The sequence below is a fragment of the Pigmentiphaga sp. MLSB6-MA01 genome, assembly GCF_058793475.1.
In genome coordinates, this window is sequence record NZ_JBXAFV010000002.1 from 382,306 (window position 1) to 394,425 (window position 12,120).

The window sequence follows — 12,120 nt, forward strand, 5'->3', positions numbered from 1 at the left end:
CCGCTGGGATGAATCTGTCCGGAATTCGCCGCGGCGCTCAGGCCGCCAGTGCCTCGCCCAGGCGCGGCAACACCCGGCGCGCATTGGCGGACGTGGCCGCGGCGACCGCCTCCGCCGGCAGGCCGCGCAGTTCGCCCAGGACCGCCGCGATGCGCGGCAGTTCCCCCGGTTCGTTGCGCCGATCCTCGCGCGGCAGCCAGGCCGGCGGGATGTCGGGCGCATCGGTCTCCAGCACCAGCGCGGCCAGGTCCATCCCGGCCGCGAGCCGGCGGATGTTGCGTGAACGTTCGAAGGTCATTTCCCCGCCCAGGCCCAGCGCGAACCCATGCGCGACGAACAGATCGGCCTGCTGGCGGCTGCCGTTGAAAGCATGGGCGATGCCGCCCGGCACCTCCACGCGCCGCAGGTATTTCAACAGCACGTCCTGCGACCGGCGCACGTGCAGCAGCACGGGCAGCCCGAACTCGGCCGCCAGCTTGAGCTGCGCATGGTAGAAGCGCTCCTGGCGCTCGCGCTGTTCGCCCCGGGCGATGTCCTCGACGAAGAAATCCAGGCCGATCTCACCCACGGCGACGAAGCGCGGATCGCCCATGGCCTGCGCGACCGCGTCGCGCAGCCGGTCCAGGTCTTCGTCGGCGGCGTAGCGCACGTACATGGGATGAATGCCCAGCGCATAGGCGCCGCCCGGGATCGCCCGGGCAAGGTCGCGCACGGTGGAGAAATTGCCGCGCGCCACGGCCGGGATGACGATGCCAGCCACGCCTGCGGCGCGCGCCCGCTCGGCCACGTCCGGACGGTCGCGGTCGAACTCGGCCGCATCGAGATGGCAATGGGTATCGATCAGCATCGATCCACTTTACCGCCTCCGCCGTCCTAGGCGGGAGCTTCCTCGGCCAGCAGGCCGTCGGCCATCTTCAATTGCCGGTCGGCCAGCGCCGCCAGTTCGGCATCGTGGGTCACGATGACGAAGGCCATGTCCAGTTCCCGGTTCAGCCGCTTGAGCAGGCCGAACACCTCGCGCGCCGTGTGGCGGTCGAGGTTGCCGGTGGGTTCGTCGGCCAGCACGCACAGCGGCCGCGTCACCAGCGCGCGGGCCAGCGCCACGCGCTGGCGCTCGCCGCCGGACAACTGGCCGGGATGATGGCTGGCCCGCTGCGCCAGCCCGACCTGCTCGAGCATCTCGGCCGCGGCCCGACGGGCCTGCGCACGGTCCATGCGGCGCACGATCAGCGGCATCGCGACGTTGTCCAGCGCCGAAAACTCAGCCAGCAGATGGTGGAACTGGTAGACGAAACCCAGGCTGCGGTTGCGCGCCAGGCTGCGCTGCTTTTCGTTGAAGCCGGCCGCCGCCTGCCCGTCCAGCAGGACCTCGCCCGAGCTGGGCTGGTCCAGCAGTCCCAGCACATGCAGCAGCGTACTCTTGCCCGAGCCCGACGCCCCCACCAGAGCCACCATTTCGCCCTGGCGCACCCGCAGGTCCACGCCGCGCAGCACGGTGACACGCTCACCGCCTTCGGCATAGACCTTGGATATGCCTCGCCCTTCCAGCACCACGCGGCGATCAGTCATGGCGCAGCACCTCCGCCGGTTGCAGGCGCGAGGCGCGCCAACTGGGATACAAGGTGGCCAGGAACGACAGCACCAGCGACGTCACGCCGATGGTGACGATGTCGGACAGGCGCGGATCGGACGGCAGCTCGGTGATCAGGTAAATGTCGCGCGGCAGGAACTGGATGCCCAGCATATGCTCGATGGCGGGCACGATGACGTCGATGTTGTAGGCGATCAACGTGCCGCCCGCCACCCCCAGCAGGGTGCCGATGACGCCGATCAGCGCCCCCTGCACCACGAAGATGCGGGCGATCTCGGCCGGCGCGGCCCCCAGCGTGCGCAGGATGGCGATGTCCGCCTGCTTGTCGTTGACCGCCATGACCAGCGAGGACAGCAGGTTGAAGGCCGCCACGGCGATAATCAGCGCCAGGATCAGGAACATCATGCGCTTCTCGGTCTGCACGGCGGCGAACCAGGTGCGATTGTTGCGCGACCAGTCGGCCGCCGCGATGTTCGGCGGCAGCAACTGCGCCAGCTCGCGCGCCACCAGCGGCGCCTTCTGCATGTCGGCGATGCGCAGCCGCACCCCGCCGACGCCGCTGTCGCGGAACAGCCGCGCCGCGTCGTCCACGTTCACGAACGCGAGGCTGGAGTCGTATTCATAGTGTCCGGCCTCGAACACGCCCACCACGGTGAACTGCCGCATGCGGGGCGTGAAGCCGGCAGGCGTCACCGACCCCTGCGGCGCCAGCATCAGGACGGGATCGCCCAGCCCGACGCCCAGGCCCTGCGCCAGCGCACGGCCCAGTACCACGCCGTAGCTCCCGGGCTTCAAGGCGTCCAGCGAACCGGCCACCATGTTCTTGGCCACGTCGGACACATCGCGCTCGGCCTCGGGGTCGATGCCGCGCACCTGCACGCCGCGCAACACCTGGTCGCGGGCGATCATGGCCTGCGCCGCCACGTAGGGCGCCCCGGCCTGGACTTCGGGATTTTTCTTGACGAGCGCCGTGAGTTCGCGCCAGTTGGCCAACGCCGCGCCGCGCTCGCCGCCCACCGGATACAGCTCGATATGCGGCAGCACCGACAGCATGCGGTCGCGCACTTCTTTCTGGAAGCCGTTCATGACCGACAGCACGATGATCAGTGCCGCCACGCCCAGGCCTATGCCCGCCATGGAGCTGGCGGCAATGAAGGAAATGAAGCGATCGCGTCGCCGCCCGCGGCCGGCGCGCGTATAGCGCCAGCCTATCCAGAATTCGTAGGGTATCTTGAGCACGCGCGTATTATGGCAGAAGGCGACGGCCCGCACCGCACCGCCCCACCCCCTACAATACCGGCCATTCGGCCCGCCCCCCGCGGGCCCTGTATCCGGATCTGACCGCCGTGTCCGCCTCCTCCACCGCCCTGACCCTGCTGCTTCCCGGCCTGCTGACCGATGCCGCCATCGCGCCCGAGCTGGCGCGCCAGCTCTCGGACCAGCCCGCCGTGCGCACGCTGGTTGCCTGGCTGGGCGCCGCGCGGCCGGTCCAGCAGGCTTTCGACCCCTTCGAGGCCGGCTGCACCGCGCGGGAATACTGGTGGCTGCACCAGGCTGGCTATCGGCCGCCGGACGGCAGATACGGCGCGGGGCTCGCCCCCTTGCTGGCGCACGACCCGGAAGCCGGCCGGCCCGTCTGGCTGGCGGACCTGGCCCATATCCAGGTCGGCCGCGACGGCCTGGTCCTGACCGACCCCGCCGGACTGGATACCACGCGGGACGAAAGCGAGGCCTTGCTGGCCGCGGCCCGGCCGGCGCTGGATGAGCACGGGGCGACGGCCAGCGCCGTCGGCACGCGCCGCTGGCGCCTGGACCTGCCCGAGGGCGCCGCCCAGCATACCGGCACGCCAGAGGCCGTGGCCGGCGCCGCGCTGGACGCCTGGTGGCCGCGCTCGCCCCAGGCCCGCCCCTGGCGCAAGCTGGTCAACGAAATCCAGATGCACTGGCACGAGACGCCGGTCAATGCCGTCCGCGAAGCCCGGGGACTCGCCCCGGTCAACGCGTTGTGGCTGTACGGCGGCGCCGCGCCCTGGCTGCCCGACTGGCCCGCCGGCCGGCCATCCCTGCTGGCCGGCGGCGCGCCCTGGCTGCGCACGCTGGCCGAACGCGACGGGCTGCCCTGGCAGCCCGCGGCCGGGACGGCCACGGCGATCCAAGCCGGCGCGCGGGTGGAACTGGACGACCTGGCCGTGCCCGAGCGCACCGACGACTGGCGCGGCTGGCTGGACGCCGCCGCACGGCTGGACCGCGACTGGTTCGCCCCGGCCGAGGCGGCGCTGCGCGCCGGCTCGCTGCGACAACTGACCCTGGTGCTGCCGGCCCGCGAACGGCTGGTCACCCTGACAATAGAACGGCGGCCCGCCCTGCTGCGCTGGCTGCCCTCCCCCCGACATGACTGGAAACGCTGGTGGCTGCCCCAAGAATCCTGACCCGTCAGCCTGACCCGGCGGCCCTGCGCCGCCTGGAACTGGCCGGCATCCATCCCCTACTGGCCCGCCTGTGGGCGGCGCGCGGCGTGGCCGCGCCGCAGGAAACCGCGCCCGACTGGCAGGCCATGCTGGCCCCCTCGCTGCTGACCCACGCCGGCCGCGCCGCCGCCCTGCTGGCCGACGCCATCGCCACGCGCAAGCGGCTGCTGATCGTGGCCGACTACGACTGCGACGGCGCCACCGCCTGCGCCGTGGGCCTGCGCGGCCTGCGCGCCATGGGCGCCATGGTCGATTTCCTCGTGCCCAACCGTTTCGAGACCGGCTACGGCCTGTCGCCGGCGGTGGTCGACCTGGCCTGCGCCCATCCGGCCGGCAAGCCCGACATCCTGATCACGGTCGACAACGGCATCGCCAGCCTGGATGGCGTGGCGGCGGCCCGCGACGCCGGCATGCAGGTAGTGATCACCGACCACCACCTGCCCGGCGACGTCCTGCCCGACGCCCTGGCCATCGTCAATCCCAACCAGCCCGGCTGCGGCTTCCCGTCCAAGCACCTGGCCGGGGTCGGCGTCATCTTCTACCTGCTGCTGGCGCTGCGCGCCGAGCTGCGCCAGCGCGGCGCCTTCGGCGGCGACGGCGGGCCCAGGCTCGATGCCCTGACCGATCTCGTCGCCCTGGGCACCGTGGCCGACGTGGTCCGCCTGGACGCCAACAACCGCCTGCTGGTGGCGCAGGGCTTGAAGCGCATACGCGCCGGGCGCATGCAGCCCGGCCTGCGCGCGCTGTTCTCCGTAAGCGGCCGCCAGGCCCGCGAGGCCAGCACCTTCGACCTGGGCTTCGCCCTGGGCCCGCGCATCAACGCCGCCGGCCGCCTGGCCGACATGAGCCTGGGCATACGCTGCCTCGTCACCGACGACGAGGACGAAGCCCTGACGCTGGCGCGCGAACTCGACACCATGAACCGCGAGCGCCGCGAGATCGAGGCGGGCATGCGCGACCAGGCCCTGGCCTCGCTGGATGCTCTGCCCGCGGCCTCGGCGGCCAGCCTGTGCGTGTTCGACGCCTCCTGGCACCAAGGCGTGGTCGGCCTGGTGGCCTCGCGCCTGAAGGACCGTTTCTGGTGCCCGACCCTGGCCTTCGCGCCGGCCGGCGACGGCGAACTGCGCGGCTCGGGCCGCTCCGTGCCCGACGTACACCTGCGCGACGCGCTGGACCTCGTATCCAAGCGCTACCCCAGCCTGATCCGCAAGTTCGGCGGCCATGCCATGGCTGCCGGCCTGACCCTGCACGAGGCGGACTTCGCCGCCTTCGGGCCGGCCTTCGACGCCGCCGTGCGCGAACTGACGGGCCGCAGCCGCTTCGAACCGGCGCTGGAGACCGACGGTTCGCTGGAGACCGATTACGCCAACGCCGAGGTCGCCACCCTGCTGGACCAGCAGGTCTGGGGCGCGGGGTTCCCGGCCCCCGTGTTCGTCGATGCCTTCATCGTCCGCAACCAGCGCGTGGTGGGCGAAAAACACCTGAAGCTCGCCCTGGAGCGCGGCAGCCAGCGGTTCGACGCGATCTGGTTCGGCCACGCCGACGCCCTGCCGCCCGCCGTGGACCTGGCCTACCGCCTGGCCCTGAACAACTGGAACGGGATGGTGTCGGTGCAACTGGTGATCGAGCACGGCCAGGACGCCGCGCGCTGAATACCCCGCGCGGCCCGGCGGTGGGCGCCCAGCCTACGTTAAAATAATGGGTTACGCGAAAAATCACCTGGAATTCAGCATGGAAGCAGAACGCCTCAACCAACTCGAAGCCCAACTGCAGGACCTGGCTGCTCGCACCCAGGATCTACGGAGGTATCTTTGACTACGATGTCAAAGATGAACGCCTGCAGGTCGTAAACGCGGAGCTGGAAAGCGCCGACGTCTGGAACGACCCCAAGCACGCCCAGGACCTGGGCCGCGAAAAGAAGGCCCTGGAAACGATCGTCCAGACCATCAATGAGATCGACTCGGGCCTGCGCGACGCCACCGAGCTGTTCGAGATGGCCGCCGCCGACAGCGACGACGCCACGCTGGAATCCATCGTCGGCGATGCCGCGGGCATCGAGGAAAAAGTGGACGGACTGGAATTCCGCCGCATGTTCGCCAATCCGGCCGACCCGCTCAACTGCTTCCTGGACATCCAGGCCGGCGCCGGCGGCACCGAGGCGCAGGACTGGGCCTCCATGCTGCTCCGGCAGTACCTGAAGTACGCCGAGCGCAAAGGCTTCAAGGCCGAACTCATGGAAGAGTCCGAGGGCGAAGTGGCCGGCATCAAGTCCGCCACCATCAAGATCGAGGGCGAGTACGCCTTCGGCTACCTGCGCACCGAGACCGGCGTACACCGCCTGGTGCGCAAGAGCCCCTTCGACTCGTCCGGCGGCCGCCACACCTCGTTCGCCAGTGTGTTCGTCTACCCGGAAGTCGATGATTCCTTCGAGATCGAGGTCAACCCCGCCGACATCCGCGTGGACACCTTCCGCGCGTCGGGCGCGGGCGGCCAGCACATCAACAAGACCGACTCCGCGGTGCGGATGACCCACGTCCCCACGGGCATCGTCGTGCAGTGCCAGAACGATCGTTCGCAGCACCGCAACCGCGCCGAGGCGATGCAGATGCTGAAATCCAAGCTGTTCGAGCTGGAAATGCGCAAACGCATGGCCGAGCAGCAGAAGCTCGAGGACTCCAAGACCGACGTGGGCTGGGGCCATCAGATCCGTTCATACGTGCTGGACCAGAGCCGCATCAAGGATTTGCGCACCAACCTCGAAATCTCCAACACCCAGAAGGTGCTCGATGGCGACCTCGATCCCTTCATCGAAGCCAGCCTGAAACAAGGCGTCTGACCGGCCCCGGGGAGCGCGGCGACGTCGCCCCCCCGACCTCGCCGACATCCGACATTACTGACACGATAGCCATCATGACCGACAACCGGCCCACCGCCAACGAACCCGCGCAAGACGAAAACCAGATCATCGCCGAACGGCGCGCCAAGCTCGCCCGCCTGCGCGAAGCCGGGCCGGCCTTCCCCAACGACTTCGTGCCCGCCGACCGCGCGGCCGCGTTGCACGCGGCGCATGACGGCACCGAAAAAGAAGCGCTGGACGCCACCGACATCTCCGCCAGCGTCGGCGGCCGCATGATGCTCAAGCGCGTCATGGGCAAGGCCAGCTTCGCCACCCTGCAGGACGCCACCGGCCGCATCCAGATCTACCTGAGCAAGGAGCTCGTCGGCGAGGAGGTCTACAACGCCTTCAAGCACTGGGACATCGGCGACATCCTGGGCGTGCGCGGCAAGGTCTTCAAGACCAACAAGGGCGAGCTGTCGATCCAGGCCACCGAAGTGCGGCTCCTGACCAAGTCGCTGCGCCCCCTGCCCGACAAGTTCCACGGCATCTCCGACCAGGAAATGCGCTACCGCCAGCGCTACGTCGACCTCGTCATGACCGAGTCGACGCGCAACACTTTCGTGGCGCGCAGCCGCGCCATCGCCTCCATCCGCCGCCTGATGACCGAGGCCGGCTTCCTGGAGGTGGAAACGCCCATGCTGCACGCCATCCCCGGCGGCGCCGCGGCCAAGCCCTTCACGACCCACCACAACGCGCTGGACATGCCCATGTACCTGCGCATCGCGCCCGAGCTCTATCTCAAGCGCCTGATCGTGGGCGGCTTCGAGCGCGTGTTCGAGCTGAACCGCAACTTCCGCAACGAAGGCGTCAGCCCCCGGCACAACCCGGAATTCACCATGATGGAGTTCTACGCGGCCTACGGCGACTACCGCTGGCTGATGGACTTCACCGAGCAGATCATCCGCCAGGCCGCCATCGACGCCACCGGCAACGCCAAGGTGACCTACCAGGGCCGCGAAGTGGACCTGTCGCAGCCCTTCGACCGGCTGACCATCAGCGAGGCCATCCACAAGTATGCCGAGCCCGGCTACACCGACGAGCAGTTGAACGACGAAGCCTTCGTCCGCGCGGAACTCAAGCGGCTGGGCGCCCACGTGGAAGGCCCGCAACTGGCTCGTGCCGGCCTGGGCGCGCTGCAACTGGCCCTGTTCGAGGAGACGGCGGAAGCCAAGCTGTGGCAGCCGACCTACATCATCGACTATCCGGTGGAAGTGTCGCCGCTGGCGCGCGGCTCGGACACCCGCCCGGGCATCACCGAGCGCTTCGAGTTGTTCATGGTCGGGCGCGAGATCGCCAACGGGTTCTCGGAGCTGAACGATGCCGAAGACCAGGCGGAGCGATTCCGCAAGCAGGTCGAGGCCAAGGACGCCGGCGATGAAGAAGCCATGTACTACGACGCCGACTACATCCGGGCGCTGGAATACGGCATGCCTCCGACGGCCGGCTGCGGCATCGGGATCGACCGGCTGGTGATGCTGCTGACCGACAGCCCGAGCATCCGGGACGTGATCCTGTTCCCGCACTTGCGGCCGGAGGATTGAGGAACGGCGTCCTTGAATGCACCGGCCAGGCCGTTCATGCGTTTCGCATGAGCGCGCCGAACCGATCGATGTCCACGTTGCCTCCGCTGACCAGCACGCCTATGCGCTTGCCCCGCAGTTGCTGCTTCATGGACCGCGCGGCGGCGAAACCCAGGCAGCCGGTAGGTTCGACGACAAGCTTCATCCGTTCCGCCAGGAACCGCATGCATGCGGTCAGTTCTTCGTCGCGGGCCGTCAGGATGTCATCCACGTCGCGCCGGATGATGGCGAAGGTCAGCAAGCCCAGGTGCTGGGTCTGCGCGCCGTCGGCGATCGTCTGCGGCGTATCGATGTGGACGATCTCGCCCGACCGGAACGAACGCTGGCCATCATTGCCCGCCTCCGGCTCCACCCCGTAGAGCTTGCAGCCGGGCGCCAACGCACGGGTCGACAGCGCCGAGCCCGACAGCAGCCCTCCGCCGCCCAGCGGTACGAACAAGGCGTCGAGTTCGCCAGCCTCCTCGAACAGCTCCTTGACGGCCGTCCCCTGCCCGGCGATCACGTCTTCGTGGTCGTAGGGGGGGATCAGCGTGAGCCCGTGCTCGCGGGCAAGATCCTGGCCGATCTGTTCGCGGTCCTCGGTGTAGCGGTCGTAGGTCACGACGCGGCCGCCGTAGCCCCGCGTCGCATCCATCTTCGCCGCGGGCGCGTCCAGCGGCATCAGGATCGTGGCGGGAATGCCCAGCAGCCTGGCCGACAACGCAACCGCCTGCGCATGGTTGCCCGACGAAAACGCCACCACCCCCGCCTTGCGCTGCGCCTCGCTGAACTTCGATAGGGCGTTGAACGCCCCGCGGAACTTGAACGCGCCCATGCGCTGCAGGTTCTCGCACTTGAAAAACACGTCCGCCTCGAATGCCTCGTTGACCGTTCGGGAGGTCATGACCGGCGTCCTGTGCGCGTGGCCCTCGATACGCCGGGCCGCGGCTTGGACGTCTTCATAGGTGGGAAGGGCAATGGTGCTCATGGTTCCATCCAATCACGTTGCATTCAGAGGCGTTGCCAATCCAGTCGTCGCTCCGCCCCACGTCGCCTTGGCGCGCCATGCCGCACCGCGCGGTTTCTCGAACACAGCCGCATGCTCCTGGTACAGTGCGATGACGTTCCCGGCCAGTGAGGCGGACATTCCGGGCCTTGTCAGTGGCAGCCGGAACAATCTTAGCCAATGACGGGAACGGAACCAAATGGAGGTCCCATGGATACGCCACGCCGACCGCGCCTTCTCCCCCTGGCCGCCCTCCTGCTGTCCTGCCTGGCAACCTGCGCCGCCCTGGCGGCCTCCCCTGCCCCCGCCTACCCCGACGCCGACGCCAGCGACCCCGCCAGGCTCGGCTGGATGGTCGGCTCGCCCCCTCCGCCGGACCGCATCCTGCGCTTCGACGACGGCTCGTACTTCCGCTTTCCGGCCCTGCGCTGGAGCGTCTCCCATTTCCGGCAGCTCATGCCCACGGTAAACGTCTCGCGCGGCCTGGGCGCCCCCGCGCCGCTGCCGCGCGCCTTGCGCGACGACATCGACGGCGTGCGCTTCCAGCCGCTGGGTTCCAACCGGACCATGACCTGGCAGGCATCGCTGAAAGCCAACTACACCGACGGCATCGTCGTATTGCACAAGGGGCGCATCGTCTACGAGCGCTACTTCGGGGTGCTCGACCCGCAGGGCCAGCATGGCGCGATGTCGGTCACCAAATCCTTCGTCGGTACGCTGGCCGCCATGCTCGTGGCCGAGGGCACTCTGGATCCGTCGCGCCGCGTTGCCGAATACGTGCCCGAACTGGCGTCGTCCGCCTTTGGCGACGCCACGGTCCGCCAGCTCATGGACATGACCACCGGCATCCGTTTCAGCGAGGACTACGCCGATCCCGACGCCGAGGTCTGGGCCCACGCGGCCGCCGGCAATCCGCTGCCCAAGCCCCAGGACTACACCGGCCCGCGCAGCTACTACGAGTTCCTGCAAACAGTGAAGCCCGAGGGCCGGCACGGCGCGGCCTTCCACTATCGCACGGCCAACACCGACGCGTTGGGCTGGGTGCTGGCCCGCGTCAGCGGCAAATCGGTCGCGCAATTGCTGTCGGAGCGCATCTGGAGCCGGCTGGGCGCCGAACAGGACGCCTACATGACGGTCGACTCGACCGGCACGCCGTTCGCGGGCGGGGGCCTGAACACGGGCCTGCGCGATCTCGCTCGCTTCGGCGAGATGATCCGGGACAATGGCTTCTTCAACGGCAGCCAGATCCTGCCCGCCGCCGCGGTGGCCGATATCCGGCGCGGCGGCGACCAGGCGGATTTCGCCCAGGCCGGCTACACGCTGCTGGCGGGCTGGACCTATCGCGACATGTGGTGGATCACGCACAACGCGCACGGCGCCTTCGCCGCGCGCGGCGTGCACGGACAGACCATCTACATCGACCCCAAGGCGGAAATGGTGATCGCGCGCTTCGCCTCGCATCCGTTGGCGGCGAACGCCGCCAACGACCCGACGTCGCTACCGGCTTACGACGCGCTGGCACGGCACCTGATGAAAACGCGCTGACCGCGGCGCCGGCTCAGCGGCCGGCGGGCGCCTTGCCCTTGCCGGCAGGCTTCCTGGAGGGCTTGGCGGCGTTCAGCGCCACCGCCGCGCGGATGAGCGCCATCAAGGCCGCTTCATCGATCTCGTCGCCTTCGCGCCAATCGATGGCGCGCCGCGTATTGCCATCCAGGCTGGCATTGAAAAGGCCCGTGGGATCCTCCAGCGCGGCCCCCTTGGCGAAGGTCATCTTCACGACCTCTTTGTAGGTCTCGCCGGTGCAGAGGATCCCGGCATGCGACCATACCGGCACGCCACGCCATTTCCATTCCTCGACCACCTCGGGATCGGCGCGCCTGATCAGCGCCCGTATCCTGGCCAGCATCGCGCCCCGCCAATCGCCCAGCTCGCGGATCCGGGCATCGATCAGGTCCGAGGGATTGCCTTGGATCGGGGCGTCGTCCATGGCCTTCAATCCGGGATTTCCGGCTCGACCAGCTTGGCCAGCTGAAGCAGCGATTCCTGCCAACCCAGGTAGCACATCTCCGTGGGAATGACCTCGGGAATGCCGGCCTGCACGATATCCAGATCGGTGCCGCAGGCCACCTGCTTGAGCACGACCGTGACCGCCATTTCCCCCGGCAGGTTGGGATCGTCGAACTTGTCGGTGTAGCGGATCTTCTGGAACGGGACCAGTTCCTGATACTCGCCGCCGAAGGAATGCGCGTTGCCGGACGTGAAGTTCCGGAAGGACATCTTGAACGTCCCGCCCACCTTCGCTTCCAGGTGGTGGACCTGGCAGGTGAAGCCATACGGCGGCAGCCACTTCGCCAGCGCGTCGGCCTCGACGAAGGCGCGATAGACCCGCTCGGGGGTGGCGCGCAGGACACGGTGGAGTCGGACAGTACCGGTAGCCATGGTGAATCTCCTTTCGTCTGGGTGGATACATACCTGCGACGAGTGGGAAACGCGGAAATCGACATCGGATTGATCAGTGAAAACCCTAGGGTGCGGACATGCCGTCAATCCCAGGCGCTGGCCTCCTGCTCGAACCCGCCCCGGCAGGGCTTGCCCAC

The 12,120-nt window shown here is 68.8% G+C and carries 11 protein-coding genes; 5 read left to right on the forward strand and 6 right to left on the reverse strand.

Features of this window, described 5'->3' with window-relative positions; genetic code table 11:
- Window positions 1–37 precede the first annotated feature (37 nt).
- Genes AC1Q6E_RS05065 through AC1Q6E_RS05075 form a run of 3 tightly spaced genes read right to left on the reverse strand, consistent with a single transcriptional unit; the run spans window position 38 to window position 2,830 of the window.
- Window positions 38–847 (reverse strand): TatD family hydrolase, encoded by an 810-nt coding sequence (locus tag AC1Q6E_RS05065; RefSeq protein WP_492572325.1) that lies wholly within the window; start codon window positions 845–847, stop codon window positions 38–40.
- 26 nt (window positions 848–873) lie between these two features.
- Window positions 874–1,569 (reverse strand): ABC transporter ATP-binding protein, encoded by a 696-nt coding sequence (locus AC1Q6E_RS05070; RefSeq protein WP_152792333.1) that lies wholly within the window; start codon window positions 1,567–1,569, stop codon window positions 874–876.
- Window positions 1,562–2,830 carry a lipoprotein-releasing ABC transporter permease subunit gene (locus AC1Q6E_RS05075; RefSeq protein ID WP_296561058.1) on the reverse strand — a complete coding sequence of 423 codons (1,269 nt, stop codon included), beginning with the start codon at window positions 2,828–2,830 and terminating at the stop codon, window positions 1,562–1,564. The genes AC1Q6E_RS05070 and AC1Q6E_RS05075 overlap by 8 nt, the downstream gene beginning before the upstream one ends.
- Window positions 2,831–2,937: 107 nt before the next feature.
- Between AC1Q6E_RS05075 and AC1Q6E_RS05080 the strand changes: the two genes are divergently transcribed.
- From AC1Q6E_RS05080 to lysS, 4 genes are all read left to right on the forward strand, one after another.
- Window positions 2,938–4,020, forward strand: coding sequence for a hypothetical protein (locus tag AC1Q6E_RS05080; protein ID WP_492572326.1), 1,083 nt, complete (start codon window positions 2,938–2,940; stop codon window positions 4,018–4,020).
- Window positions 3,999–5,711, forward strand: a complete 1,713-nt coding sequence (recJ, locus tag AC1Q6E_RS05085) for a single-stranded-DNA-specific exonuclease RecJ (protein WP_492572327.1) — start codon at window positions 3,999–4,001, stop codon at window positions 5,709–5,711. The genes AC1Q6E_RS05080 and recJ overlap by 22 nt, the downstream gene beginning before the upstream one ends.
- Before the next feature lie 79 nt (window positions 5,712–5,790).
- Window positions 5,791–6,895, forward strand: a protein-coding gene (gene prfB, locus AC1Q6E_RS05090; RefSeq protein ID WP_152797269.1) for a peptide chain release factor 2 whose coding sequence is annotated in 2 segments (ribosomal slippage) — window positions 5,791–5,871 and window positions 5,873–6,895 — 1,104 coding nt in all. Because the reading frame shifts where the segments join, the coding sequence is not laid out codon by codon here.
- 74 nt (window positions 6,896–6,969) lie between these two features.
- Entirely contained in the window at window positions 6,970–8,499 is a 1,530-nt protein-coding gene (lysS, locus tag AC1Q6E_RS05095) for a lysine--tRNA ligase (protein WP_152797267.1), read from the forward strand.
- A 34-nt stretch (window positions 8,500–8,533) separates the two neighbouring features.
- Here the strand turns inward: lysS and AC1Q6E_RS05100 are convergent, their stop codons facing one another.
- Window positions 8,534–9,505, reverse strand: coding sequence for a threo-3-hydroxy-L-aspartate ammonia-lyase (locus AC1Q6E_RS05100; RefSeq protein WP_152797265.1), 972 nt, complete (start codon window positions 9,503–9,505; stop codon window positions 8,534–8,536).
- 369 nt (window positions 9,506–9,874) lie between these two features.
- On the opposite strand from AC1Q6E_RS05100, the gene AC1Q6E_RS05105 reads away from it, so the two are divergent.
- Entirely contained in the window at window positions 9,875–11,068 is a 1,194-nt protein-coding gene (locus tag AC1Q6E_RS05105; RefSeq protein WP_492572354.1) for a serine hydrolase domain-containing protein, read from the forward strand.
- A 13-nt stretch (window positions 11,069–11,081) separates the two neighbouring features.
- Here AC1Q6E_RS05105 and AC1Q6E_RS05110 read toward each other — a convergent pair whose 3' ends face one another.
- Complete coding sequence (locus AC1Q6E_RS05110) at window positions 11,082–11,510, reverse strand: DUF1801 domain-containing protein (RefSeq protein ID WP_492572328.1); 429 nt, start codon at window positions 11,508–11,510, stop codon at window positions 11,082–11,084.
- 5 nt (window positions 11,511–11,515) lie between these two features.
- Complete coding sequence (locus AC1Q6E_RS05115; RefSeq protein WP_152794366.1) at window positions 11,516–11,962, reverse strand: SRPBCC family protein; 447 nt, start codon at window positions 11,960–11,962, stop codon at window positions 11,516–11,518.
- Between the last annotated feature and the right edge of the window lie 158 nt (window positions 11,963–12,120).

Coding starts and splice junctions, on each gene's coding strand:
- AC1Q6E_RS05065 (WP_492572325.1), bottom strand. CDS start 847: ATGCTGATCGATACCCATTGCCATCTCGATGCGGCCGAGTTCGACCGC.
- AC1Q6E_RS05070 (WP_152792333.1), bottom strand. CDS start 1,569: ATGACTGATCGCCGCGTGGTGCTGGAAGGGCGAGGCATATCCAAGGTC.
- lysS (WP_152797267.1), top strand. CDS start 6,970: ATGACCGACAACCGGCCCACCGCCAACGAACCCGCGCAAGACGAAAAC.
- AC1Q6E_RS05100 (WP_152797265.1), bottom strand. CDS start 9,505: ATGAGCACCATTGCCCTTCCCACCTATGAAGACGTCCAAGCCGCGGCC.
- AC1Q6E_RS05105 (WP_492572354.1), top strand. CDS start 9,875: ATGGTCGGCTCGCCCCCTCCGCCGGACCGCATCCTGCGCTTCGACGAC.
- AC1Q6E_RS05110 (WP_492572328.1), bottom strand. CDS start 11,510: ATGGACGACGCCCCGATCCAAGGCAATCCCTCGGACCTGATCGATGCC.
- AC1Q6E_RS05115 (WP_152794366.1), bottom strand. CDS start 11,962: ATGGCTACCGGTACTGTCCGACTCCACCGTGTCCTGCGCGCCACCCCC.